The following is a 24780-nucleotide window of genomic DNA, read 5'->3' as shown; positions in this document are numbered from 1 at the left end:
TTTACAAATGGCGCAATTTGTCGAGCGATAAGAAAAGGAATTTGTAAAAGTATGGCAAAATAGTAAATATAATAATTTTGGGGGGATTTTATGAGAAGGATTATAGCATTTTTAATCATTACTGCTATGCTTTTTAGTTTTCCGGCTTTCGCAGCGACTGATGAAACAAAGGTTACTGTAGATGGAAAGCAACTGCAATTTGATGTTCCGCCAGCGGTGGTTCAAGGGAGAACTCTGGTACCTTTAAGAGCAATATTTGAAGCACTTGGGGCAACCTTAGACTGGGACAATCCGACAAAGACCGTAACTGGTACAAAAGGAAGCACGACTATAGTACTTACAATTGGCAACAAAACAGCTACAATTAATGGGGCGAAAAAAGACCTTGATGTACCGGGAACGATTATTAATAGTAGGACTCTAGTTCCGGCCAGATTCATTGCCGAGGCTCTAGGTGCAAAGGTAGATTGGGATGCAGCCACAAAGACTGTTGTGATCAAGAGCGGTGCAGCTGCTACTACATATAAGGTCCTTAGAGTTGTTGATGGAGATACGCTAGAGATTGAGTACAATGGAGCAAAAGAAAAGGTAAGACTCATCGGTGTAGATACTCCGGAATCTGTCCATCCGGATGCAGCGAAAAATAACGAATTTGGCGAAATTGCTTCAATATTTACAAAGGGCTTACTGGAAGGTAAGGAAATAGAGCTAGAATTCGACGTGCAAGAGCGGGATAAGTACGGCAGACTTTTGGCCTATGTATGGATCAATGGAAAGATGTATAATAAGACGCTCCTGGAAGAAGGTTATGCAAAGGTAGCCACTTTTCCACCAAATGTGAAGTATGTGGAGGATTTCAAAGCTCTACAGACAGTTGCTAGAGACGGAAATAAGGGCCTATGGGCTTATGAAGAAAAGGCTACTGAGCCTACTGCACCAAGTCAGTCAACCCAGCCAACAGCCCCATCAACTAGCGAAACCGGAAACGTGCTAAAGGTGAAGGCAGGAGAAAATGCTACTGCAAGTATCCAGGGGACTCCTGGCAAAGAATATACTATATCTGTATATTACTCATCTGGAGCAAGCAAGGCATCGGGATTAGAACCTAAGAAAGCGGATGCAAATGGTAATGTATCTTGGACATGGAAAGTAGGGCCATCAACTAAGCCAGGACAGTATAAAGTTGTAATTGAAGGTGATAAAAAAATAGAGTTAACACTAGAGGTTGAATAAGGAATAATGAAGGGTGGAAGCTTAACAGTTTCCACCCTTTTGACGTCAAAAATCCGTCAAAATAAAATGTCTTTGTTTATACTTTTATGGAATGGTTGTGCTGGGTGAGTAATACTCAAGTTTTGGATTTTCAACATATTGCGCCCTTATGCAATTAAATCTCCTGTGTTTTGGTATTCTACCAAATAATACAGTATTCATTGCAATGTTTTTGCCCATGGTGAATATAGATAAAGTAAAGTACAGAAAGGGGGAAGTGACCATGGCTGCAAGAATGTTTTCCCTATCTATTCCCCCAGCCGAGGTTCTGCATACCTTGATGGGAGAGGTTGACGGGGATGTGCTTCATCATGAATATTATCCTTTGGCTGAAGATAGGGGTTTTGGATTTATTGTGTTTGAAAGATTTTACAGCAGAGGCAATCATCATATTGTATGGGTGCTGCATACTGAGAATATAAAGGGTAGTACCAATGCAACCCTGATTTGTACCGCCAATAATGGGGAATGGAATATACCGCTGGATGAGCAGGACGAAGGGGAATGCATGGATGCAATGATGGGAATATTAGATGAATATATTGTAGATGAGAAAGAAATCTAAAGGGCAGTCGAGAGACTGTCTAAGGTGAGTGAAAAACCCCTCCTAAGATCCTCTCGACTCCGTGACAAGGCCACTTTTTCTGAAATAGATCATTGAAAAAAGTGACCTCGTCAAAGTCCCTGTTCGGAAGCTTAGGAGGGGTTTATTTGTAAATATCACTGTGTCATTAGTCTAGGGCGGTCGAGGGACTGTCCTTTTTAGTGCTGTGGAAAAATTTGGACAGAAAAACGTTGTTTTTTCTAGTTCTTTGTGATTTTTCTCACAGAGTGTAAGAAAAGGTTTTGATATATTTATAACAAAAGATTTTATGTACTTATCTATATTACTTTAATTAGCAATGGTTCTATTAGAAAGGGCGGAGACAAATGTATATTGAAACAGTAAACAAAATCGCAGAAGGTGCTATAAACCGTGCAAACTTTGTGAAAAGAAGTGTTGCCAAATACATGATTTCATCCATCATGGCAGGGATATACGTAGGTTTTGGCGTGATGTTAGTATTTTCTATAGGAGCGCCTCTATCGGCGGCCAATTCTCCGGCAACAAAGGCAGTCATGGGAGCAACCTTCGGTGTTGCTTTAAGTTTGATTATCTTTGCAGGAGCAGAGCTTTTTACAGGAAACAACCTGTTTATGACCATGGGTAATCTAACTAGAAAAGTAACCCTTGCAGATACCATGAAGGTATGGGCATACAGCTATATCGGCAATCTCATTGGAGCACTGATCTTTGCCTACTTGATTGTACAATCAGGATTAGTCAGCAATGCACCTCAAGCAGACTTTATTACAAAGGTAGCAGAGGGTAAAATGAATGCCCCGTTTATGCAGCTGTTTATCCGGGGAATCTTCTGCAATATGCTGGTTTGCTTGGGAATATGGACTTCTAACCGTGCCAAAGATGATATGGCCAAGCTGATTATGATCTGGTGGTGTCTGTTTGCATTTGTAGGAGCTGGCTTTGAGCATAGTATTGCCAACATGTCCCTATTGGGAATGGCCTTGATGCTGCCCCATGATCCCTCAGTGGTATCTATAGCAGGCTATATAAAAAATATCGCAGCATCCACCGCGGGAAATATGGTGGGAGGAATTTTCTTTATTGGAATGATGTATTGGTATATTTCTAAGGAGTAAATCTGGGAAGTATGTGATTAGTAAACAGATTTCTTTATTTACAGCAAAAATTACCCAAAATGAAACTTCTATTTTTCGATACACGATACACGTTGCACGTTACTGGTTTTTCATGGTGTAACGAGTAAGGCGTAACGAGAATCAAACAAGACAGTTTAGCTAAAGGATATATCTATAAGTTAAAATCAACTGTCAATGAAGATATAACTAAGAAGGAGGGTCAACTAATGGCATTGCAGCTAAGCTATGAAGCATTTAACAAAGTCCTGCAGGAATTAAAAAATGAATATAAAATCTATGCCCCGATCCGTTTACAGGGCACGGGCAGATTTTCTGATACGGATGTTGTACGCTATGGGGAAATCAATCGGATAGAAGAAATGGTTATCGATGAAAAGGCTCATTTTTCACCAAAAGAAATATTGTTTCCCATCACCCAGACCCTGTTTTATTATACTTCAGAGGAGTACCAGGAGCCTAAGGAAGAGGATAAAAAGATCATCATATTCCTACGGCCTTGTGATATCCACGGGGTGATGAGGCTGGATCAAGTATTCCTAAAAAATGGAAGCCTTCAGGATGTGTACTATGAAAGACTGCGGGAGAAAGTAAAATTCTTTATGATTGAGTGTACAGAGGGCTTCGATAACTGCTTCTGTGTTTCCATGGGGACGAATCAGACCGAGAGCTATTCAGCAGCCATAAGATTTGGTGAGGAGCTGATAATAGACTTTAAGGATGAGGAACTTAGTCCAGCCTTTGAAGGTTTCGGAAAAACCGTGGATTTTTCACCAGAATTTATTCAGAAAAATAAGGTAGAGGTAAGACTGCCGGATACTGAAAATATAGATAACAGCCTATTTGAACAGGACATGTGGAAGGAGTACAGCCAGCGATGCATAGCCTGCGGCCGGTGCAATTTCGTGTGTATGACCTGCAGCTGTTGGACCATGCAGGATATCGCCTACGAAGACAATCCAAACAATGGGGAGCGGCGCAGGGTATGGGCAGGCTGCCATGTGGATGGCTTTACAGATATGGCGGGAGGACATGGATTTAGAAAAAATTATGGGGATCGTATGCGTTATAAGACTATGCACAAGATTTATGACTTTAAGAAACGCAATGGCTACCATATGTGCGTCGGATGCGGACGCTGTGACGACGCCTGTCCCGAATATATATCCTTTTCCAACTGTATTAATAAAGTGACACAAATTGTAGGGGAGGAGCAATAACCATGAAAAATCCCTATATTCCTAAAAAGTACGAAATCATAGATATACAGCATCAAACGAAGATAGATTATACCTATCGTTTGGCTTATGATATAACCCCTCAGAATGGACAGTTTGTAGAGGTTTCTATTCCAAAGATTGGGGAAGCACCGATCTCCATCAGTGATTTTGGACCGGGGTATATCGATATGACCATCCGAAGGGTAGGGAAAGTAACAGACTACCTTCATAACCTGAGGGTTGGGGACAGTATGTTTTTGAGAGGGCCTTACGGCAACGGCTTTTCCCTGGACCAATATAAGGGAAAGCACTTGATCATTACCGCAGGGGGAACCGGTTTAGCCCCAGTGAAAAGCATCATTAATCACTTTCACCGGAATCCCCAGGAAATCGAAAAACTGGACCTGCTGATTGGCTTTAAATCCTCTAAGGATATTCTGTTTGCTGAAGAAATAGAAGCTTGGAAGAAAAACGAGAAGTTCAATGTGATTCTGACCATTGACCGGGAGGAAGAAGGATGGAGCGGTAACGTAGGCCTGGTTACCCAGTATGTACCTGCCCTTCATATACCAGACACGGATAATCTTGAAATTATTATCGTAGGGCCGCCGATGATGATGAAATTCACAGGGTTAGAATACCTAAAACGAAATATTCGGGAAGATCAAATCTGGGTATCCTTTGAAAGAAAAATGAGCTGCGGCATTGGAAAATGCGGACACTGCAAAATTGATGAGATTTATGTATGCTTAGAGGGGCCGGTATTTAACTATGCTAAAGCAAAGCAGCTGATGGACTAGGGGGGATGATCAATGGATATCAATACAAAAAAAATCAAGAAGAATGCCTATCGTGTGACCAAAGAAAGAGGAAAGACAGCCTTACGAATTCGGGTTCCAGGAGGACATTTGGAAGTAAAGTATTTTGATATTATTAAAGAGATCGCCGAAAAATTTGGGGATGGCAGTGTTCATATTACAATCCGTCAGGGCTTTGAGGTACCTGGGATTGATTTCGATAAGATACCAAAGATCAATCGAATGATTGCTCCTATTATTCAAGGGTTGGAGTTGGATTATGGTGTAAACATTGAAGAAGTAGAGCAGGGCTATCCTGCAGCGGGTACCAGAAATGTATCTGCCTGTATCGGCAATAAGGTATGTCCCTTTGCAAATTACAATACAACAGATTTGGCTATAAAAATAGAAAAATCTATTTTCCCCAATGACCGCCACGTGAAAATTGCCTGTACAGGATGTCCCAATGACTGTATTAAGGCCCACATGCAGGATTTCGGCATTATTGGTCAGGTGGAACCGGTCTATGATGCATCCAGGTGTGTAGGATGTGAAGCCTGCGTAAAAAACTGCAAAAAGAGAGTTACCGGAGCCTTAAGGATGGAAAATTATAAGGTGAAGAGAGACGAGGATCGATGCTTGGGCTGTGGCGAATGTATCTTAAAATGCCCTACGGGCGCATGGTCTCGGAATCCGGAGAAATTCTTCCGCGTAGTCATCATGGGAAGAACTGGCAAGCGAAACCCAAGACTGGCAGAAACCTTCTTAGAATGGGTGGATGAGGCAACCGTCATTAAGATTATTCAAAACACCTATGATTTTATTGAGAGTTATATCGACAAGGAGGCTCCCGGCGGAAAAGAGCACATCGGTTATATTGTAGACCGGGCCGGATATTATACTTTTAAAGAATATGCTTTAAAAGATGTAACCTTAGGACCTAAGGCCAAGGTGGCTCAGTATATTGATTTTGGCGGATATAAATATGAACGTAATGTTTATTTTGATAAGAACAGCAAATAGTTTTAGCAAAAACATGATCCAAGAGGATCATGTTTTTTGCTTTACAGGTCGATACCTTTGTGGAGTTGATTTATCAATAGGATCTCATTATAATACAGGTATAAGCTATAGATGTGTGGTTGGGAAGTTTCATGTATCCATCATAGATCGTAGGGGCAGACCCATAGGCGTCAACTTAACCCATAATTTGTCATCCTGAGCGGAGTAAAACGGAGTCGAAGGATCTTTGAGCTAGATGATATATTCTGATAATCAAAAGTAATCTTGCTTATGTTCTATAAGATTCTTCGCTAACGCTCAGAATGACATGCTTCTAAGGTTTATTTGGAAATATTTAAATTAAGTTGACGCCTATGGGGGCAGACCTGCGTGTCTGCCCATCTTTCGGGACGACACATGGGTCGCCCCGTACTAAAGAACAGGAAACTAGAAGTTTAGAAATAAATATCTTAATCACAGATCTATGGGAGGAACAGAAATGAAGCAGTGGAAGCAGTATGGAGCTTTTATCCTTATATTGATTGCAGTTGATTTGATCCTGGCCCTTTTGATTGTGAATTTCTGGGGGGACGATTTGGTAGCCTATTTGGAGGGCAAAAGCATGCCTGCTCCTAAAGTAAATATACAACAGGAAAAAACTGCGGAAGAAAAGTTGCCAATAGAACAAGAAGAAAAGAAAGAAGAAAAGAAAGAAGAAAAGGCACCTCCGGCTGCTGTAGAAAAAACAGATCTGCCTCAGGAGAAAAAATCTCCTGTAGCAGTCATAGACCTGTGGGGAATCAAAAATATATTTTCCCGAATTAAAAACAGTCTGTTTGTGAGCAGCAAAGCGGATTCTCAAAAGCAGGATGGGGAAGAACTACAGAAAGAGAAAATTATAGAAATGACAAAGCTTTCGGAAAAAGCTGTGGATCAGATTCTTACATACAGTAAAAAAACAGAGGTGCCCATTAGTATGATTCTGGCGGTGATAGAGCAGGAGAGCGGCTTTGATAAAAATGCACTGGGAAAGGATGCAGACCGGGGACTGATGCAGATTATTCCTGTTACAGAAAAATGGCTTTGTGACAAGTATGGAGAAGCCTTTAACATTACATATGATCCCAATCAAATTTTTCATGAAGAATATAATATCGCTCTGGGCACTATATATCTGTGGCATTTAAGAAGAGCCTACCCAGAGGATTTGCATAGGATTTTTACAGAATACAACCGGGGATATTACAAATCAAAGGATTTATATGAGGAAAAGAAAAGCTATGAAACAAAATATTCACAAAGCATCATTCGTCGGATGGAAAAATATAAAGTTTTTGATAGCCAATAGAAAATAGATAGGAAATGAAATCTTTCAGAACGACGAAGGTGTCATTCCTACCATGGATCTTAGGTAGGGGCAGGTCTCTGTGCCTGTCCGTGGGTTTTTGAGACCTGAGGCCGTCAGAAAATAAAAACCAAGGAGGTGATCCAATATGGCATCTAAAAAAATTCTGGTAATAGAAGATGACTACAATATCTATGATCTCATCAGCATCTACTTAAAGAAAGAAGGGTACGATGTGCTGGGGGCCCAGGATGGGGAAAAGGGCCTGTCTGTTTTTAGAGAAGAAGCTCCAGACCTGGTAGTGCTGGATATTATGCTGCCTAAAATGGATGGATGGGATTTATGCCGGGAAATCAAGAAAATTAGCGATATACCGATTATTATGCTGACAGCTAAGGGGGAGACCTTTGATAAGGTACTGGGTTTAAAGCTGGGAGCCGATGACTATATGGTGAAGCCCTTTGATCCGAAAGAATTGATCGCCAGGATTGATGCAGTGCTCAGGAGATACCACAAAGGAGGCCAGTCTGCAAAACAGGTGGTGCTGCCCAATTTAACCGTTGATCTGGAAGGCTATACTGTCAGGATACAAAATGAAATCCTAGAGCTGCCGCCAAAGGAAATGGAGCTTTTATACTTTTTAGTAAAGAATCAGAATAGAGTGTTCACCAGAGAACAGCTTATTGAAAATATATGGGGATACGATTTCGAGGGAGAGCTACGTACCATTGATGTCCATATCAAACGACTGCGGGAAAAGCTAAGACCCCTTGAGGATCAATATAAAATCAAAACCCTTTGGGGTGTAGGCTATAAGTTTGAGGTGGGAAAACATGCTTAATTCGGTATTTAAAAAGCTTATGGCCGCATATGTGGCCATTATGATTATCAGTTTTTTGATATTAGGGCTGCTGTTTTCACAGCTGACCGGCAGCTACTTTTTTCAACGTCATGAGAGCCTGCTTTTGGAAGAGGGAAACAAGCTCAATGATATGGTCATTGCCCATTTAAACGGACGGATTTCTGCAGAAAGGTTGAACCTCGAATTGCAGGCGGTTGAACGATTTTTGAATACCCGTATCTGGGTACTGGACAGGCGGGGAATGATTTATGGTGTGTCCAGCAATGAAAAGCAGTGGATTGGCAGGCAGATCACGGAAAAAGAAATGCTTCAGGTATTGCAGGGAAGTGTTATTGTAAAAAAGGGTGTTTTTGATGCAGAATGGAAAGTGCCTATGCTTACCGTAGGAATGCCCATTATCATCAATGGTCGCGTAGAAAATGCACTGATCATGCATTCACCTCTCTATGAAATTACCGATGCTATTCAGGGTGTACACCGCATTATCTGGATTGCCATGGGCATTTCCTTCCTGGTGTCTACTCTGATCATTTATTTTGTATCCAAACGGATGGCATCTCCTCTTCGGGCAATGGGGGTCGCGGCAGAAAGACTGGCAGCGGGGGATTTCACCCAGCGGATTACCATTGATACAGAGGATGAAATCGGCCAGGTCACCAGAACCTTTAACGGAATGGCAGAAAAGCTTGAAGCCATTGAAGAAAATAGAAGAAGCTTTATTGCAGCAGTAGCCCACGAGCTGCGATCGCCCCTGACACTGATTAAGGGTTTTGTAGAGGGGATTTTAGATGGTACTGTTGAGGAAAAGGATCAGCGAAAATATCTTCAGGTGATTTCAAAGGAAGCAGGGAGGTTAAATAAACTGACCGCAAACTTGCTGGACCTGCAGAAAATGGAATCGGATCAATATCCTATCCGGATACAGGTCTTTGATATTAATGAACTGATCCGAAGGACCCTGTTGAAATATGATGAGGAAATCGAACGAAGAAATTTGGAGATATCCTTAGGGCTGGAAGGAGAAAAGCTAATGGTTACTGCTGACCGGGATGCTATGGAGCAGGTACTTACCAATCTCATAGACAATGCAATGAAATTTGTAGAGAACCGGGGAGCTATTGAATTAACCAGCAAGGCTCATATGCAGAGGGCGTGGATTACAGTCCGGGATAATGGGATGGGGATTCCACGAGAGGAGCAGCCATCTATCTGGGAAAGATTTTATAAAGTGGATAAGTCAAGAAACCGCAATAAAGAGGGAACCGGATTAGGATTATATATTGTGAAGAAAATCATAGACCGCCATGGAGAACAGATACGGGTAGAAAGCGAGGTAGGAAAGGGGACCGCCTTTACCTTTACACTGCCCCTTGCAGAGGTTAGGGAATAGGATTTTAGATAATGAAGATGATATAATTTGGCATTTCTATGGGATTACAGTAATAATAAATATTTGTAGAATGATACGACATAAGGAAACGTAGGGGTAGACGACCCTGTCCACCCGGGTAATAAGATTCCTGCATCAGTCGAACAGAGTCCTTCGACCCTACATGCAGGCAGAATAGAAGGGTTCTAATGTAGGGTTGGGTCTCTGCCCTCAACCGAATGGATAAAATCTTGATGGCGGGCATGGAAATCCACCACTACCCATGAATGGCATATTTCAATGGTAGGGAACCACGCCCCGTGATTCCGCCTAATGTCCCATTCTTTGCAAAACCCTCAATAAAAATAAAATAATACTTGTTCACAATTTGTTCATAAATTGTTCATAACCTCCTTTTATAATAAAGTTATCAACAGGAAAAAAGGAGGTTTTTTCATGGATTATTATGATAACAAAGAAAATATACAAGAAATACAGCTGCTGGGGGAACCGGAACAACCTAAATCATCCTCCTATTATGTACAGCAGCAGGAGCCAAAGCCTAAAAAAAGAAGGCTCCATGGAGGCTTAATCACTACGGCATTGATTTCTGCCTTAATCGGAGGGATGCTCTCCAGCTACATTTTTCCCGTCTATGTATTTGGCAAGCTGATGCCCTATCCTGACAACTATTTCGGAAAGGATGTAAAACAGGTGATCCAGGTAGAGCCTCAACAGACAGAGTTTCTGGTATCTGCTGTGGCGAAAAAAGCCATGCCCTCTGTGGTAGGGATCACTACTCAGACAGTCCGACAGGATTTCTTCTTTGGAGAAATACGGGACAGTGGTGTAGGAACAGGAGTCATCATTGACAGCAGAGGATATATTCTAACCAACGCCCACGTAGTTGACAATGGCAGCGCCTCGGCAGTAACCGTACTGTTCCACGATGGGTCAAAGAAAGAAGCAAAGGTGTTGTGGAGTGATCCAGCCCTCGATCTGGCAGTCATCAAGGTAGACGGGGTAAAGGTTATCCCTGCTGATCTGGGAGACTCGGAAAAGCTGGAGGTAGGAGAGATCGCTATTGCTATCGGCAATCCCCTGGGCCTGCAGTTTGAGAGAACAGTAACCTCCGGTATTATCAGCGGCCTTGGACGAAGAATTGATATCAGCAGAAATGAAACCATTGAAGACCTCATACAAACCGATGCATCCATAAATCCTGGCAACAGTGGAGGCCCTCTGTTAAACAGCAAGGGGGAGGTGATCGGTATCAATACTGCCAAGATTCAATCCGGTGAAGGCTTAGGCTTTGCCATTCCCATCAACATTGCAAAGCCTATCGTAGACCAATTCATTGAAAAAGGCACTTTTAGCAAGGTATATATGGGGATTAAGGGTGTAGATGTGGAAGTGTTTGAGCGTTCCATGGGAACGGAGCTTTCTGTGGATAAAGGGGTTTATGTGGTGGAGATTACCAAGGGTTCTCCGGCTGCCCGTGGTGGATTAAAAAGCGGAGATGTGATTGTGGCCTTGGAGGATAAGGAAATCACCACCATGAGTCAGTTGGTGCGGCAAATGTATCGATACCGGCCGGGTGAACAAATAGAAGTGAAAATTGTACGAGATGGGGAAAACAAAACCTTGAAGATTACATTAGAACAAGTGCCGAAAAATTAGTTAGAATATAAATTCATCTGCTGTGCTAGTTTATATTCTAGATCATCTTATCTAGTAGAATAGGTTAAATTTGTAAAAATAAGCTAACCCTATTTGAAGGTTGGCTTATTTTTATGCAAAATTTAGAAAATCTAAACTATTATTAAAAGCATGAGGGGAAAATTATCATGGGACTTTACGATAAGCTAAAAAACACTGGGCATAGGAGCATTACCACCACGATGAATATTCTTTCCCCTGTCACCCTTGCCTTTCTTTTTATACTGCTTCTGTTGCCATGGAGAAAGGTGGAGAAAGGCAGAGTTGGCTAATCTGCTGCCAGATCAGAGCCCAACTTTTTGAACGTCATATATATGAAGTAGCTGGGTTTAGATTCATCATTGATCCAGAAGAAAAAAACATTATCCTGCCTAGAAATTGACTATGAAAAAGACTGGTGGGGCGAGGACTTTATCGTTACTGCCGGGTTCTAAGGAGGTATGAAAAATGAAAATCGAAAATCGAAAAAATTGCTGAAAGAATTGTGTATCTAGACAGTACTTTTACGAAGAGGGTATTATTTAGTGAAGAAAAGGTTTCAAACTTTGTATTGAACACGCGGTCAGGACAGCAGATCCCACCTCATCAGCATGAGGATATCGATTTGATTTTGCATGTACTAAAGGGTGGTGCAGAACTAACCGTGGATGGGAAAACACAGGAGAACGCAGCCGGAGATGTGATCTATTGTAAGGGGCATGAGACCTTTAGCCTGAAAAATAACACCTGCAGTGATATGTCCTGCTTTGTGGTGCTGGCACCCCGCCCTGGGCCAAAAATCTATGTCGACGAAATCGGTAACCAGTAGAACTGTTAATTGGAAAAAGCGTTGGGATTAGTCAACGCTTTTTTCCAGTTCATCGATAAGTCTGATATATTTATCCTGCAGCTGTTTTTCATGGGCCAGGCTTTCGATTATCCTGCATTTTTCTTCTACCTCAGCCAAAGATTTCGGACTTAGCTTTTTTTGCGCAAAGGTATAAATGGCTGTGTCTTCCTTGTCAATATGACGGTGCAGAAGGTCTGTATATGCAATGGCATTGGCAATGATATCCACCCTTGCATCTTTATCCCCATCCTTAGATTTTTGAAGAGCGGTTTCTAAGTTGCTGATAAACAGCCTGCCCAGATCATGCTCAGCAAACATACCCATAATCGGGCCATGGGCCACCACATCACCAAGCTCTTCTGACATTCTTTTGAACAGGATATCTTCTTCCTTGCTGTGATGATGCTTGTCGGCATAATTTCGGACAAAATCGATAATCTTATAAAAGGCTTCATAGTTTACAGGTACTCCGTTTAAAATCTGAATGCAGGCTTTTCGTGTAATACCCAGTACTCTTTTAATATGCTTATGTTCTTCAATCATTAAAGTGATCGCGTCCATAAAATCCCTCCTCATTCTTTATTATTCACTTTTTAGCACAGAATCAAACAGCGGTTGATAAATATCACAAATTTATTCCCAGATTTGAAAGCTTTTGTCAGGGATAATGAAACTTAAAAGATACCATGCTAATAATGAATTCCAAAATAAAATGGGAGGGAATTTTTTGATGGAGATTCGAGAAGGTTTAATCCCAACAGTATTAGGAACAGCAGTTACTGCTACTGGAGCAATGATGAAGCGAAGAGATGTGGCACCCATGATTGCAGCGGGTATCGTAGGCTTTGGGCTTGCCCATGTTGTTTTAGGAGCCATTGATCTCGTACAACACATGGATGAACGAAAATAGTTATGGAAAAGTGAGGAATACCCTCACTTTTTCTATTGCAGTGGATAAGTGGAAAAATAGGATGCATAGGAAAAGATTTTGGGAAAACCGTAAAAAATATCGAATTACTATACAATTGAATTTTTTAACGTATACTCTGTAGACAGTCATATAAGGGGAAACTTCCATGGATAGTAAGAGGGGAAATAAAAAGATTGGTTATCAAAAAAACTTGCCTTTAAGATTACCCTAGCTTTTTTGATCAGTACACTACTGGGCTTATTTTTGCTTTTTTCTACGATGTATATACAAAATTATCGAATGCTCACAGGGTAACTCAGCCAACGGGCATTAAAGATTGCACAAAATGTGGCAGCAAATATTGATGTAGAGAAATTTGAAAAGATAAGGGATCTGATAGGTACAAACAGCGAAGCCTACCTTCAGATACAGCATCAGCTCAGTTAAATTTGAAAGATATCAGGAGCAAAATATCTGTATACGATGCGAAAAGCAGCAGAGGGAAAATTCTCCTATGCAGTAGATGGTTTAGACCCACGGGATGAACAGTTTTCTAGTATTGGAGATGAAGAAGAGGAAATTCTGGATGGGTTTGCGAAGGTGATGCGGGGAGAACCCTTTAGAGGCAAAAAAATAGAAGTCAGTGACTGGGGCATTATAGTATCTTCCTATTATCCCCTCAAAAATCCTTAGGGACAAACTGTGGGTTTTGTGGGGATTGATTATGATGTAGAACAGGAATATGCAGCTTTCCAACACTTTAAAATCACAGCCGTTGCATTGTCCTGTCTACTTGTTCCGAAAAGAGAAATTATCTAATGAAAACATTTGCCTTAAAGTAAATTAACGAAAATAAATACATAATTAAGTTATATTCACTAAAAAATATAAAAATTTGAGTAAAAATAACTTGTCAAATATTTTAATAGAATGTACAATAAAATTAGAAAATTATGGTAAGAAGGTGACCTATGGATTCCTTTGACAAAAAAATCATGGAAGAGCTGCAGAAAAATGGAAAAATAAGCATGGCTGAACTAGGCAGAATTATTGGCCTATCTACTTCCGCTACCAGTGAACGAGTCAAAAAAATGGAACAGGAAGGCATTATTAAGGGATATACTGTACTGATCGATGGGGAGAAGGTCGGCATGGATATTACTGCCTTTATTACTGTTCCCGTAGGAAATATGTCTATTGAAGCCATGGCAAAGATGATTAGCGACATTCCTCAAGTCCAGGAGTGTCATAAGGTCACCGGTAATACCTGCTTTATGGTAAAGGTGAAGGCCAGGAATACGAAAGAACTGGAACAGTTGATTGATCAAATCAATCATGTAGCACCCAACACCTATACATATCTGGCCCTATCTACCGCAAAAGAAACCACCTGGATCAATATTGAATGACAAAGGAGGATGAACATGTTTAACAGCCTGGAGGAATTAAAAGAATTTTGCAGGACCCAGGAAATCCAACTCATTGATTTTAAGGTAGTGGATTTGGCAGGAAGATGGCATCATTTAACGATTCCTATGGAAAGATTTACGGATAAAACCATGGAAACCGGCATTGGCTTTGACGGTTCCAGCTATGGGTTTTTATCCGTGGAAAAATCGGATATGGTATTCAAACCGGATATTTCCACCGCTTTTGTAGATCCCTTCACAGAAACCCCTACCTTAACCATGATCGGAGATATCTATACCTTAGGGAATGAAAGAGAGCGTTTTGAGGGAGACCCCCGGTATATTGCGGAAAAAACAGAGCGGTATATGAAGGAAACCGGGATTGCTGATTATAGCCTGTTAGGCCCTGAGTTTGAGTTTTACATACTGGATCATATATCCTTTAAAACTACACCCCATCACGTAGAGGTACTGATGGATGCCCATCAGGCAGAGTGGAATACAGATAAGAAAGACGTACAGAACCTAGGATACAAGGTGCTTCATCACAAAGGATATCATGCAGACTTACCCTACGACAGCAGCTTCCAACTGAGGAATAAAATGGTATTGGCCTTAGAGAAGAATGGTGTACCGGTGAAGTATCATCATTCTGAAAACGGAGGACCGGGACAGGTAGAGATAGAAGTCAGCTTTGGCCCCTTAAGAGAAATGGCTGACAGAACCATGATGTTAAAATACATCGTAAAAAATACAGCTATCGCCAATGGGAAAACGATTACCTTCATGCCAAAACCTTTCTATGGTGAGGCTGGCAGCGGCATGCATGTACATATGCAGCTGTTTAAAAATGGAGAACCTATTTTTTATGATGAAAAAGGATACTCAGGGTTAAGCGATACAGCCCTCTATGCCATTGGAGGCATTTTAAAACACTCCCCTGCCCTGATGGCTTTCACCAATCCAAGTACCAATTCCTATAAGCGGCTGGTGCCAGGCTACGAAGCTCCTGTAAGCATATGTTATGCAACCGCGAATCGAAGCTCAGTGATCCGTATTCCAGGCTATGCGACACAGCCGGAGGAAAAACGCTTTGAATTTAGACCTTCTGATGCAACCTGCAATCCCTATTTAGCCTATTCTGCATTGCTGATGGCTGCCTTTGACGGCATCAAAAACAAGATCGATCCTGAAAAGGAAGGCTTTGGACCCTATGATGTAAATGTCTATGCCTTATCCAAGGAAGAAAAGGAAAAGATCAAGGGACTGCCAAAATCCTTAGAGGAAGCCGCTGATGCCTTAGAACGGGATCATCAGTTCCTGCTGGAGGGCGGTGTATTCTCTAAAGGAATGATCTATGATCAACTGCGCCGTATCCGCTCCGATGCTGCTCAGATGAGCATCGTACCTCATCCGCTGGAGTATAAAATGTATTTTGACCTATAAAAAGGTCCCTTCGTGTATTTCGCGAAGGGACCTTTTTATAGGAAGAACAAACCGTTCCAGATAAGAAATACTTGTCATCCTTCGCTAAGCGAAGAATCTGACAAGTAGAGACACTCTCTGGCAAGATCCTTCACTGCCGTCCAGGATGACAGTATAGATGTGCCACTGAGAATCCTAACTTATTCCGGATCGACGGGGGCGTAGATCCCTACGTCTCTATTGAGGTTTACGTAGGGGACGGCCCCTGTGCTGTTTCGAAAAACGGGCAGACAAAAGGCCTGCCCCTACTGGATAACGGTTTGATACTCCATAGTTTAAAAACCCAAACAATGACTAATTCAATCCTAATTCTTTGCGTTTCTTTTCAATGTGATCTACATAGATCTGAACCGTCTTTTCTGCGTCCATCTCTACCACAACTTTTCCTAGGCCTAAGGTTTCTGTAGTTTCTGTCAAAGTCTTGACTACCACATCACTGCCGGTAATGGATGGCACAGGGGCCACATGTACCAGCCAGCCTAGTGCTACTGCGGTACAAGCATCGGCTACGGCTTTTTGCTCTAAGTATTCTGGAGCACCGATGACCAATGGCAGCTTATTGGTGTCTACGTCTAACGCATCGGCTAATTCTTTTGCTGTATGGGTCATCTTGCCGATATCTACACAAGCTCCATAGGTGAGCACCGGTGGAATACCCAGCTGTTTGCATACTGCCTTTAAGCCTTCGCCGCATTCTTCGGCAGCCTTAGGATTGGTAAGTCCGGTGTACTCCATGACACTAGAGGTACAGCCGCCGGAGAGCACCAGAATATTGTTTTCAATCAGGCCTTTCGTGATCTTAAAGATGTTGCTGCCGCCTTGCCCATATCTTGCAGTAGTACATCCCACGATGGTTGCGATACCGCGGATATTGCCATTTGCAATCTGCTCGATCAGTGGACCAAAGCTGCCGCCCAGAGCTTTCTTGACAGATTCTGTACTGAAGCCTACCATACAATCGGATACATGAGGCGGAATATAAGTTTTTCTATTTTCAGCTTTACGCTGTTTGAAGGACTCGATGGCCATATCCAGAGCCTTTGCAGCCTGCTCATTCATCTTCTCAGGAACAAAGTCCAGGGTATCGGTACCCTGCAGCTTGATGACAGGATGGGTACTTAAAAGCTTCGTGCCAAAACGCTTTGCAAAAAGAGGCATGGTGGGTACGGTACAGTTGTAGTCAAACATAAATAGGTCTACTACCCCGGTAGCCAGCAGGTACTCTTGAGATAACCACTCACCCTCCTGACCGCCATAGCCCTTCTGATTATGCATGCCTTCATAATTAATAAGCTGCTGTCCTTCGCAAACATGACCAAGGATCTGAATACCGTCGGCACCTGCAGCTTTTGCTTTCTGCTGCCACTCCTCAGTAGATGCCATGTCGATGGCTACATGAGCAAGAAGCGGCATATGACCGTTCGTGATTACATTGATCATGTTTTCCTTTAATAATCCCATATTTTGCTTCTTCATTGCAATTTCTTGGGTGCCCATAAGGATTTCTTGGATGATATCTAATAGGAATAAGCCCTGATACTCATTGGCAACGCCGAGCCGGACACTGTTTAACAAGAACTCTACAGGGTCAGAGGTGAAGTTGGTCATACACCGGGTTTGCGCGTAGGCTACCTCGCTGTAGCCGCCGCCGGGGAATAGGCCTAACTGCCTCCATAGCTCTTTCCGCTTAGTAGGTGCAAAGGCTTCAACGGCTTTAGATTCAACATGATAGGGCCCATGGATGTCATTCATTACCCAGTCTGCAAAATCTATTGCCAACTGATGGATGGGCTTATTGGAATCCAGACCCGCCATATCTGCGTATTTTTTCAGTTTTTCCGGATCTCTGATCTTCAGGCCGCTCTCGGGATGCTGACCTGCTGCCTTTAAGGTTCTGGCAGCCTGATGGCAGTGGAAAATATTCGCCGAAGTCCCGATGGTTACATGACGATAGACAAAGTTTCTGGATACCATGGTATGGGCATCTACCCCACAAACTCCTCTAGGTGCTTTTGAACTGATTCTGCAGGGCCCATTGGCACAAAGCTGACAGGATAGACCCTCGATACAAAATTTGCATTGGGTAGGCTGCTGCTGGCTGAAGCGGTCAAATACATTGGTCATACCTGCATCGTGTACTACCTGATACATCTCCCGCATGGCAGGGTCGATGATCACATTGAGGGGATAACCCTCTTTTGATTGGTCATCCTTTTTGATATGCTCTCTCTGCCATTTATGTACCTCTTCCATACCGGGCATTTTTTCGATTCGGTCATAGTCCACCTTTACCCGCTCATGTATATCCCCGTGGCGGGTAGGGTCATTATAATCTGCATCCGTCAAATCTGCTGCAAAGGTTTTATTATCTCCCCGCATTCTTTCTGCACTACGTTCATAGGACTTTTCAACATCTTTATCTGACACTAAAATTCCTCCCCTTCTTCTGCTATTCTAATATTCATGAAATATTTTTTACATCTGTAGGAAATAGTATGTATGAATTAAGTGATTTTCTAATAGAAAAAATGAAGATCGGAAAAGGTTTAAAAATAAAAAAAAAGGATATCTATTTAGCATAGATGTAGAAAAAAAGGAGGCTGACCCATGAAATTTTCAAAACTAATAGAAGATTTTAGAACTATTCGGGATTATAAGAAACAGGCTGTAGAGCATGAGAAGATCGAAGAATTGGTTCATGCAGGAAAAGAGGCCAGGGGAATCGCTAAAGGGAGAAATATATCTATACTCTTTGTAGACCAGGGACAGGAGATATATCAGCATTTATCCGGCAAAGCCGGATATTATGGAAAGATGGTAGAGGCTCCTCATTATTTGGTAATTACCTCAAAGGAATTTCCAGGATATTTGGAAAACAGCGGTTATATAATGGAGCTGCTTCGGTTAAAGGCTTGGGAATTAGGCTTGGGAACCTGCTGGCTGAGTATAGAGGATCAGAGTGCTATAAAAGAAGTACTTGGCATAGAAAGTGAAGATGTGGTAACAGCCTTTGCCGCAGTAGGATACCAATATAAAGGGATTTTTAAAAAAGACACTTCTCCTAAGGCCAGCCGCCTGGGAATTGAGGACTTAATCTTTTCAGGACGTTGGGGAAGGCTTTCGACCATAGAAGAACTGGAGAACAGAGCCTTGGTAAATATATTTTACTACGCACGATATGCACCCTCCTGGGGAAACAAACAACCCTGGAGATTTATTCTAGATAAGGATCAGGTGATTCTTACTCTCTTTTGCGAGGATGGGGAAAGCATGGAGCTGGATGCAGGGATCGTAATGCTGTACTTTGAGAAGGCTGCCCATGAAGAAGGCATTAGTGGTGTATGGGATGTTGAAGGAAGGGAAGATCTTCGTGCATTCTATGGAATACCCAAGGAATACAAAATTGTAGGAACCTTTAAGCTATAGATCGTAAATAGGACTCTCCATAGGGTTCTATTTTTTTTTGCACAAAAGAAAAAACTGTCCCGAGGACAGTATATTCCGATAGATCAATACCTAAATCCACCGAAATTAAAAAAGAAAATAACTAACAGCAGGAAGAAGAACAATAGTGAGGAGTCATCACCGAAACCACCGCTGAAAAGATCACCGCCGAAGAACACGACGAGCAGCAAGAAAAAGAATAATAGTGAAGAATCATCAGCAAAGCTGCCTAATAATCCTTTTTTAGATTCACTCATACATGTACCCTCCATTTTAAATTTATAAAAATTTACAGTATATTACATCATATGGAGTCACAAAAAAAGTGTGACTAAATTTCAAAGAATTTTATAAAATCAATAGTATAATTTCCTAATCAAGTGAAAAACTATAAGTTTTTGATAAAAATACAAACCATATTAAAAGAAAAATCTCAAAAACTAACAATGTGAGGTGAAACACAAAAGAGGATAGAAAGGAGAATGGCTTTGTTAAAAAAGATTAAGCTCATTTCCATGCTTTTGGCTTTTGTGCTTTTCGGATCACTAGGAATAATCGGTTGTAGACCGGCCCAACGGCCTTTACCGCAAAGAGACCGGACAGATATCGACCAGCAGCGGGCTGAAGATTTAGGAACAGAGGAGAGAAATCTGGCTGCTGATAGAACCACTCCGGATCAAAGATTGGTTCCCCAGGACGAAGTCGTAGGAGATAACCGTGAAAGCGATATTAACTACGATAATATGCCTATGGATACAGCGAGGGTTACTATAGAAACCAATATAGAGGCCATGGAAGGAATACGCAACGCTGTGGTTATTCTGGTTGAAGATACAGCCTATGTAGGCATAGAAACAGAAGAGAATATTGAGATCACTAACATGAAGGGACTGCAATCAGAAATTGCAGCCAGAATTAGACAAATCGCTCCCGATATAAACCGTGTCTATATGACCTCTGATGAAGATCGGGTAAGGCGTTTGAGAATCTATGCCGATGAATTCAATTATCAAAGAGCTCCAGAGCAGGTGCATCGAGAATTAGAAGTTTTTTTTTAAAGCAATTAGATAAAAAGTTAGAGGCTCTTCGATAGATTTCGAAAAGCCTCTAATCTTTATTTACACTTTACTAAACACTGCATAGCTTTCAACTTAGCAGCCTCTGCCTCATGAAGATGAGCTCTGTGTTTATGCATGTGCTCCATGTAACACAGTGTCCTCTCGTCCTCTGCTACTGGCAGCATGTCAGGAGTAGGCGGCTGTACAGAGTGGAGACAATCCATATGAGGCATCATTCCTGTAGCCGGAAGGGTTCCGGGCATTGGTGAGACTCCTGGAGGGATGCAGCCTGGCATAGGATACATCTTATCCATAGCAGGTAGCGTAGGATATATGTTATCCATAGCAGGCAGTGTAGGATATATGTTATCCATAGCAGGCAGTGTAGGATATACGTTATCCATGGCAGGCAGTGTAGGATATACGTTATCCATGACAGGCATTGTAGGATACATATTAGGCATCATGCTTGGCATTGTAGGATACATATTGGGCATCATACCTGGCATTGTAGGATACATATTGGGCATCATGCCGGGCATTATTCCAGGTGCAGGAGCTTGAATTGGTGATACAAAATCTGGTGCAGGTGCCATACCCGGTCGAGTACCTGGTGAGGGCATTTGCGGCGGTATCGGACCAGGTTGATCCACCCGAATATCCCTGTCTCTCATGGCTTCATTTTTTTCGTCCACTATAGTTCCCCCTTTATTCATTTTAAGAGTATCTTCTCTCAATTATAGGGTATGCAGATAGTGCCCAATATGGCACAAGAAAAAATTTTTTCAATAGTACCCAAATTTTCCCTAAATGGCGTAATCCTATAAAAAAGCAAGGAGGTAAAATTATGAAAAAAGCGATAAGTTTCTTGTTAATGTTTAGTTTGATTCTTTCCATAGCCCTTGTGCCTGGCTATGCATATACGGGCAAGGCTTCTACTCCCCCCGGATTAGAAAAGAAAGGCGGACTGCCTCCGGGAATCTTAAAATTCATAGATTTAAAAGAAGTAGAGTGGGCCAGCAATGCCATTGAGAAAATGGCTGAAAAAGGCATTCTTAAAGGAGTGACAGAGGATAAATTTGCCCCCAATAAACCGGTAACCAAAGTTGAAGCCTTGGCTATGATTCTTAGAGCTCTGGGACATGATCAAGAAGCTCAGCTGGAGTTAAAAGCTATTAAGGAAGGTAGGAAGAAAAGCAAGATAAAAGATACGGCACAAGAGTGGGCTTTAGGGTATATTGAAATTTCAAAAAACTGGAATATACTTGCCGATGATGAAGAGCTGACCTGGAAAAACCTTAACAAGCCTGCCCAGAGACAAGAAGTGGCAAAATATCTTGTGAGAGCTATGGGATTGGAAGGGGAGGCAGAGGCAAGGCAAGAGGAACCTTTGCCCTTTAAAGATGCAGCAGCAGTAAAAAAAGCCTTTAGAGGATATGTTTATGTAGCCTATGATCGGGGGATTATGCGGGGAGACAATAAAAACAATTTCCAGCCGAACAAATCTGTAACAAGGGCGGAGATGGCTGTACTGGTTGAAAAACTGGATGAATATAAGGATACATCCTCTGCAGTCAAAACTCTTGAGGGAATCCTAGTGGAAATAAGAAATAACAATAAAATTTTGGTATTGAACCTTCAGAATAGCATTAAGTACTATACAATTGATGACAATGTAAAAGTATATATCGACAATCAATTGAGTGCGTTAAGATATTTAGAGGAAGAGGAAAAAATAAAAATTTATGTCAAGAACGACAAGGTAATTGAAATCAGATGGAATAGCGATACAGTTGTAGAAGGAGATGTTTTTGAAGGCATCATTACTGCCATCGATAATATCAATAAAAAGATCAGTGTCACTAAAGGAAATACGGCAAGGCTGTTTACAATGAATAGTGATACTCAGATAAAGATCAATGGCAGCAGCGCAGTCTTTTCAGACTTAGCCATAGGCATGGATGTAAAAGTTACTATAAAGAACGATAAGGTGTTGTTGGTAGAAGGAATTGGGTCTGTGGTAAAATATATGAGTAAGATTACGGATATCAACCGGGACAGGAAGGAAATTTCCTTCAAGACGGGCAGTACTGTCAGAGTATATACGGTCGATGAAAAAACAATCATTCGTATCGATGGAAGTATTAGAGATTTTGAGAGGCTAGAGGTTGGTATGGAGGCAGATATAAAGGCGGTAGGAACTACACTGCAGGAAATACTAGCCAGAAATATAAGAGAAACCCTAAAGGGAACACTGATCGCCATTAACCGTTCTACCAAAGAAATCACCATAAAATCCGGAAATACGGAGAGAACACTGAAGGTCAATACGGATGCAGTGATCCGCCTCGATGGTCGAAGCGCTGCCCTCAATGATCTGATGCCGGAAATGGAAGTCGATGTAGCCGCCAATAATGACAAGGCAGACCGCATTGATGCCTATACTGTTGAGACCCAATATGGCGGAGAGTTGATAGAAAAGTATATGGGAAACCCCTATAAACTGGTATTAAAAAGCAATAGCAAGACCTATGCCTATAATGTAGATCGAGGAGTTATCATCCTGGAGGATGACGACGATGATGACGATTCTAAAAACTTTAAGGATCTAAAGCTTGGAAGTCAGATAGAGATTACTGTTTCAAAGGGAGTCGTCATCAAAATTCGCATTCTTGAAGATTAGCTTGCAGCAAATGCTCCACGGATCACAGCCTATTCTAAAAGAAGATATTCATAAAGCATAAAGGCAGAAGCAATATCTAAGACATAGCTTAGATATTGCTTCTCTTATTCTTTCTCCTCTTCATCATCCTTCTTTTTCAGCTTGCGAATTCTTCTTCGAGGAGGATTTGCCTCTGCAGGTTTATAGAGCCTATCATCATATTCATAGGGCTCGTAGGCCATGGGGACGCCACAACCCTTGGAAATCAGCTCGCTTAAAGATACTAAATCACTTTTATTTACATCCTTTAGATTCTTTTTTCCTAAGGCACGGATGCCTCTATCCAGCTCTTCTTTGCAGGATTTTAGATAGTTTGCCAAGGAAGCAGCCCCCATTTCCAGATCAAACTCATCGGTATGGTGTGCTCCATGCCAAACCAGCTGAGTAACCGGTTCATAGGGAATGGTCTTTAAGGCTTGGGTATGAGAGACGGTGAAAAGGGCAGCATTGCCTATATAGCAGGCATCTGCTCCTAGGGCACAGGCCTTGAGCATATCTCCGGGAACACGGATTTTTCCGGAGGCAAGCAAGGTAATATGATCTTTTAGATTGTACTTGTAGAGCCATTCTGCTGAACGGGAGATGGCAAAGGGAGCCGGAATGCCAAAGTCGTCCTGCAAAATAGGAACAGAGCCCTTCGTACCTGCCTCACAGCTGTCCACACAAATAAAATCCACACCGCTGCTGCACAAAATATCCAGATCTGCTTCCAGGTACTTCCCGGCGCCAATCTTAGCCCCGATAGGTACGCCTCCTGTGATATCCTTCAGCTTTTTAACCAGTTTTTCTACGTCCCTCGCCTGCTGTACTTCAGGCTGGCGGGAATGGGCTACCAGATCATAACCCGCAGGATATCGAAAATATCTCAGCATATCCTCATCGATTTTCTCTGCCTTTGTCCTGCTGCCAATACCCCCAATGGCTCCCTGACCAAACTGAATTTCTATAGCATCACTTTTGCATAAGGTTTCTTCATCCTTTGACCAGTCACCTCGGTTATACTGCAGAATATAGTACTTTGCGGCTTCCCGTTCCTCTGGGATGATAGGACCTTCTCCGGAGGTTGCAGCAGTGCCTACCTGGGCAGTGGCTTTGGCAAAGGCAATTTTCACATCCTTTGATAGGGCTGTGCCATAGGCCATGGGAGCAATGAGAATAGGGATATCAATGGTAAAGGATTTTTTAGATTTTTTACCGATAACCACACGGGTGTCTACAAAGTCTTCAAATTCTATAGGGAGAGTATGGAGTTGTGCGATGTTGAACATAAGGTCATTCAAGCTGGGAAATTTTCTTATTGACCCTAGGGGGCGGTCGATAGCAATACCTGCTGCTGCTCGAAGCTCATTTTCAAGGGTTTCTATAATCCCTGTCTTATATGTAGCTGTAAAGATTTCGAATATATTCTCTTCATAATCATCGGTCATTAAGACCTCCGTATAAGTTGCTACCATACGTTTAAACATACGGCGAAAGAGATACCGGATTGGATGGCGTATAGGGGAAAAAGCCCTTGATTTTGATTTTTCAGACATGAAAAACCTCCTTTCTTGGACGATTATGATATTATTTTGCTTGAAACCGGGAGAAATATGTAGGAACAAAGAATTAAAAATAG

24 protein-coding genes are annotated in these 24780 nt (G+C 42.0%); 19 read left to right on the top strand and 5 right to left on the bottom strand.

Features of this window, described 5'->3' with window-relative positions; translation table 11 throughout:
- The first annotated feature begins 90 nt into the window (after positions 1–90).
- The 12 genes from BUB56_RS02485 (at position 91) to BUB56_RS02435 (ending at position 12113) form a co-directional block, all read left to right on the top strand.
- Positions 91–1233, top strand: coding sequence for a stalk domain-containing protein (locus BUB56_RS02485; RefSeq protein ID WP_110939802.1), 1143 nt, complete (start codon positions 91–93; stop codon positions 1231–1233).
- 262 nt (positions 1234–1495) lie between these two features.
- A complete protein-coding gene (locus BUB56_RS02480) occupies positions 1496–1837 on the top strand; it encodes a hypothetical protein (protein WP_110939801.1) in 342 nt (113 codons plus the stop codon).
- 365 nt (positions 1838–2202) lie between these two features.
- On the top strand, positions 2203–2973 hold the full coding sequence (locus BUB56_RS02475) for a formate/nitrite transporter family protein (RefSeq protein WP_110939800.1): 771 nt from the start codon (positions 2203–2205) through the stop codon (positions 2971–2973).
- Positions 2974–3200: 227 nt separating this feature from the next.
- A complete protein-coding gene (asrA, locus tag BUB56_RS02470) occupies positions 3201–4211 on the top strand; it encodes an anaerobic sulfite reductase subunit AsrA (RefSeq protein ID WP_110939799.1) in 1011 nt (336 codons plus the stop codon).
- Between the two features lie 2 nt (positions 4212–4213).
- On the top strand, positions 4214–5011 hold the full coding sequence (gene asrB / locus BUB56_RS02465; RefSeq protein WP_110939798.1) for an anaerobic sulfite reductase subunit AsrB: 798 nt from the start codon (positions 4214–4216) through the stop codon (positions 5009–5011).
- A gap of 12 nt (positions 5012–5023) precedes the next feature.
- Complete coding sequence (asrC, locus tag BUB56_RS02460; protein ID WP_110939797.1) at positions 5024–6031, top strand: sulfite reductase subunit C; 1008 nt, start codon at positions 5024–5026, stop codon at positions 6029–6031.
- A gap of 478 nt (positions 6032–6509) precedes the next feature.
- A complete protein-coding gene (locus BUB56_RS02455) occupies positions 6510–7358 on the top strand; it encodes a transglycosylase SLT domain-containing protein (protein ID WP_190014103.1) in 849 nt (282 codons plus the stop codon).
- Positions 7359–7503: 145 nt separating this feature from the next.
- On the top strand, positions 7504–8196 hold the full coding sequence (locus BUB56_RS02450; protein ID WP_110939795.1) for a response regulator transcription factor: 693 nt from the start codon (positions 7504–7506) through the stop codon (positions 8194–8196).
- Positions 8189–9607: a sensor histidine kinase gene (locus BUB56_RS02445; RefSeq protein WP_110939794.1), complete on the top strand. Its 1419-nt coding sequence runs from the start codon at positions 8189–8191 to the stop codon at positions 9605–9607. The genes BUB56_RS02450 and BUB56_RS02445 overlap by 8 nt, the downstream gene beginning before the upstream one ends.
- 435 nt (positions 9608–10042) lie before the next feature.
- Positions 10043–11266, top strand: a complete 1224-nt coding sequence (gene htrA, locus BUB56_RS02440) for a serine protease HtrA (RefSeq protein ID WP_110939793.1) — start codon at positions 10043–10045, stop codon at positions 11264–11266.
- A 167-nt stretch (positions 11267–11433) separates the two neighbouring features.
- Positions 11434–11577 (top strand): hypothetical protein, encoded by a 144-nt coding sequence (locus BUB56_RS19285; RefSeq protein WP_190014101.1) that lies wholly within the window; start codon positions 11434–11436, stop codon positions 11575–11577.
- Positions 11578–11789: 212 nt separating this feature from the next.
- A complete protein-coding gene (locus tag BUB56_RS02435) occupies positions 11790–12113 on the top strand; it encodes a cupin domain-containing protein (protein ID WP_242946199.1) in 324 nt (107 codons plus the stop codon).
- 27 nt (positions 12114–12140) lie between these two features.
- Here the strand turns inward: BUB56_RS02435 and BUB56_RS02430 are convergent, their stop codons facing one another.
- Positions 12141–12695, bottom strand: coding sequence for a hemerythrin domain-containing protein (locus BUB56_RS02430; protein WP_110939791.1), 555 nt, complete (start codon positions 12693–12695; stop codon positions 12141–12143).
- A gap of 169 nt (positions 12696–12864) precedes the next feature.
- On the opposite strand from BUB56_RS02430, the gene BUB56_RS02425 reads away from it, so the two are divergent.
- The 4 genes from BUB56_RS02425 (at position 12865) to glnA (ending at position 15899) form a co-directional block, all read left to right on the top strand.
- Complete coding sequence (locus BUB56_RS02425) at positions 12865–13044, top strand: asparagine synthase (RefSeq protein ID WP_190014099.1); 180 nt, start codon at positions 12865–12867, stop codon at positions 13042–13044.
- 483 nt (positions 13045–13527) lie between these two features.
- Positions 13528–13737: a hypothetical protein gene (locus BUB56_RS02420; protein WP_110939790.1), complete on the top strand. Its 210-nt coding sequence runs from the start codon at positions 13528–13530 to the stop codon at positions 13735–13737.
- A 278-nt stretch (positions 13738–14015) separates the two neighbouring features.
- Complete coding sequence (locus BUB56_RS02415; RefSeq protein WP_110939789.1) at positions 14016–14453, top strand: Lrp/AsnC family transcriptional regulator; 438 nt, start codon at positions 14016–14018, stop codon at positions 14451–14453.
- A 15-nt stretch (positions 14454–14468) separates the two neighbouring features.
- Positions 14469–15899: a type I glutamate--ammonia ligase gene (glnA, locus tag BUB56_RS02410; RefSeq protein ID WP_110939788.1), complete on the top strand. Its 1431-nt coding sequence runs from the start codon at positions 14469–14471 to the stop codon at positions 15897–15899.
- Positions 15900–16232: 333 nt separating this feature from the next.
- Here the strand turns inward: glnA and cooS are convergent, their stop codons facing one another.
- The gene (cooS, locus tag BUB56_RS02405) at positions 16233–18365 is read right to left on the bottom strand and encodes an anaerobic carbon-monoxide dehydrogenase catalytic subunit (RefSeq protein WP_110939787.1); all 2133 of its coding nucleotides are present in this window, start codon (positions 18363–18365) and stop codon (positions 16233–16235) included.
- Positions 18366–18545: 180 nt separating this feature from the next.
- Here cooS and BUB56_RS02400 point away from each other — a divergent pair, with 180 nt between their 5' ends.
- On the top strand, positions 18546–19364 hold the full coding sequence (locus BUB56_RS02400; protein WP_110939786.1) for a nitroreductase family protein: 819 nt from the start codon (positions 18546–18548) through the stop codon (positions 19362–19364).
- 83 nt (positions 19365–19447) lie between these two features.
- Here the strand turns inward: BUB56_RS02400 and BUB56_RS02395 are convergent, their stop codons facing one another.
- The gene (locus BUB56_RS02395) at positions 19448–19639 is read right to left on the bottom strand and encodes a hypothetical protein (RefSeq protein ID WP_110939785.1); all 192 of its coding nucleotides are present in this window, start codon (positions 19637–19639) and stop codon (positions 19448–19450) included.
- 231 nt (positions 19640–19870) lie between these two features.
- On the opposite strand from BUB56_RS02395, the gene BUB56_RS02390 reads away from it, so the two are divergent.
- Entirely contained in the window at positions 19871–20440 is a 570-nt protein-coding gene (locus BUB56_RS02390; protein ID WP_190014097.1) for a YhcN/YlaJ family sporulation lipoprotein, read from the top strand.
- A gap of 56 nt (positions 20441–20496) precedes the next feature.
- Here BUB56_RS02390 and BUB56_RS02385 read toward each other — a convergent pair whose 3' ends face one another.
- Positions 20497–21135, bottom strand: coding sequence for a hypothetical protein (locus tag BUB56_RS02385; RefSeq protein WP_110939783.1), 639 nt, complete (start codon positions 21133–21135; stop codon positions 20497–20499).
- A 152-nt stretch (positions 21136–21287) separates the two neighbouring features.
- Here BUB56_RS02385 and BUB56_RS02380 point away from each other — a divergent pair, with 152 nt between their 5' ends.
- Entirely contained in the window at positions 21288–23123 is a 1836-nt protein-coding gene (locus tag BUB56_RS02380; RefSeq protein ID WP_110939782.1) for an S-layer homology domain-containing protein, read from the top strand.
- Between the two features lie 104 nt (positions 23124–23227).
- Here the strand turns inward: BUB56_RS02380 and BUB56_RS02375 are convergent, their stop codons facing one another.
- Positions 23228–24697, bottom strand: a complete 1470-nt coding sequence (locus BUB56_RS02375; RefSeq protein ID WP_110939781.1) for an FMN-binding glutamate synthase family protein — start codon at positions 24695–24697, stop codon at positions 23228–23230.
- Positions 24698–24780: the final 83 nt, after the last annotated feature.

It is taken from the genome of Geosporobacter subterraneus DSM 17957 (assembly GCF_900142145.1).
In the GTDB taxonomy this organism is placed as follows: Bacteria; Bacillota; Clostridia; order Peptostreptococcales; family Thermotaleaceae; genus Geosporobacter; species Geosporobacter subterraneus.
This window is presented reverse-complemented; position numbering and strand designations above follow the sequence as displayed.

Excerpts from the sequence above, each read along its gene's own strand:
- BUB56_RS02485 (WP_110939802.1), top strand. The coding sequence starts at position 91 with ATGAGAAGGATTATAGCATTTTTAATCATTACTGCTATGCTTTTTAGT.
- BUB56_RS02480 (WP_110939801.1), top strand. The coding sequence starts at position 1,496 with ATGGCTGCAAGAATGTTTTCCCTATCTATTCCCCCAGCCGAGGTTCTG.
- BUB56_RS02475 (WP_110939800.1), top strand. The coding sequence starts at position 2,203 with ATGTATATTGAAACAGTAAACAAAATCGCAGAAGGTGCTATAAACCGT.
- asrA (WP_110939799.1), top strand. The coding sequence starts at position 3,201 with ATGGCATTGCAGCTAAGCTATGAAGCATTTAACAAAGTCCTGCAGGAA.
- asrB (WP_110939798.1), top strand. The coding sequence starts at position 4,214 with ATGAAAAATCCCTATATTCCTAAAAAGTACGAAATCATAGATATACAG.
- asrC (WP_110939797.1), top strand. The coding sequence starts at position 5,024 with ATGGATATCAATACAAAAAAAATCAAGAAGAATGCCTATCGTGTGACC.
- BUB56_RS02455 (WP_190014103.1), top strand. The coding sequence starts at position 6,510 with ATGAAGCAGTGGAAGCAGTATGGAGCTTTTATCCTTATATTGATTGCA.
- BUB56_RS02450 (WP_110939795.1), top strand. The coding sequence starts at position 7,504 with ATGGCATCTAAAAAAATTCTGGTAATAGAAGATGACTACAATATCTAT.
- BUB56_RS02445 (WP_110939794.1), top strand. The coding sequence starts at position 8,189 with ATGCTTAATTCGGTATTTAAAAAGCTTATGGCCGCATATGTGGCCATT.
- htrA (WP_110939793.1), top strand. The coding sequence starts at position 10,043 with ATGGATTATTATGATAACAAAGAAAATATACAAGAAATACAGCTGCTG.
- BUB56_RS19285 (WP_190014101.1), top strand. The coding sequence starts at position 11,434 with ATGGGACTTTACGATAAGCTAAAAAACACTGGGCATAGGAGCATTACC.
- BUB56_RS02430 (WP_110939791.1), bottom strand. The coding sequence starts at position 12,695 with ATGGACGCGATCACTTTAATGATTGAAGAACATAAGCATATTAAAAGA.
- BUB56_RS02425 (WP_190014099.1), top strand. The coding sequence starts at position 12,865 with ATGGAGATTCGAGAAGGTTTAATCCCAACAGTATTAGGAACAGCAGTT.
- BUB56_RS02420 (WP_110939790.1), top strand. The coding sequence starts at position 13,528 with ATGCGAAAAGCAGCAGAGGGAAAATTCTCCTATGCAGTAGATGGTTTA.
- BUB56_RS02415 (WP_110939789.1), top strand. The coding sequence starts at position 14,016 with ATGGATTCCTTTGACAAAAAAATCATGGAAGAGCTGCAGAAAAATGGA.
- glnA (WP_110939788.1), top strand. The coding sequence starts at position 14,469 with ATGTTTAACAGCCTGGAGGAATTAAAAGAATTTTGCAGGACCCAGGAA.
- BUB56_RS02400 (WP_110939786.1), top strand. The coding sequence starts at position 18,546 with ATGAAATTTTCAAAACTAATAGAAGATTTTAGAACTATTCGGGATTAT.
- BUB56_RS02395 (WP_110939785.1), bottom strand. The coding sequence starts at position 19,639 with ATGAGTGAATCTAAAAAAGGATTATTAGGCAGCTTTGCTGATGATTCT.
- BUB56_RS02380 (WP_110939782.1), top strand. The coding sequence starts at position 21,288 with ATGAAAAAAGCGATAAGTTTCTTGTTAATGTTTAGTTTGATTCTTTCC.
- BUB56_RS02375 (WP_110939781.1), bottom strand. The coding sequence starts at position 24,697 with ATGTCTGAAAAATCAAAATCAAGGGCTTTTTCCCCTATACGCCATCCA.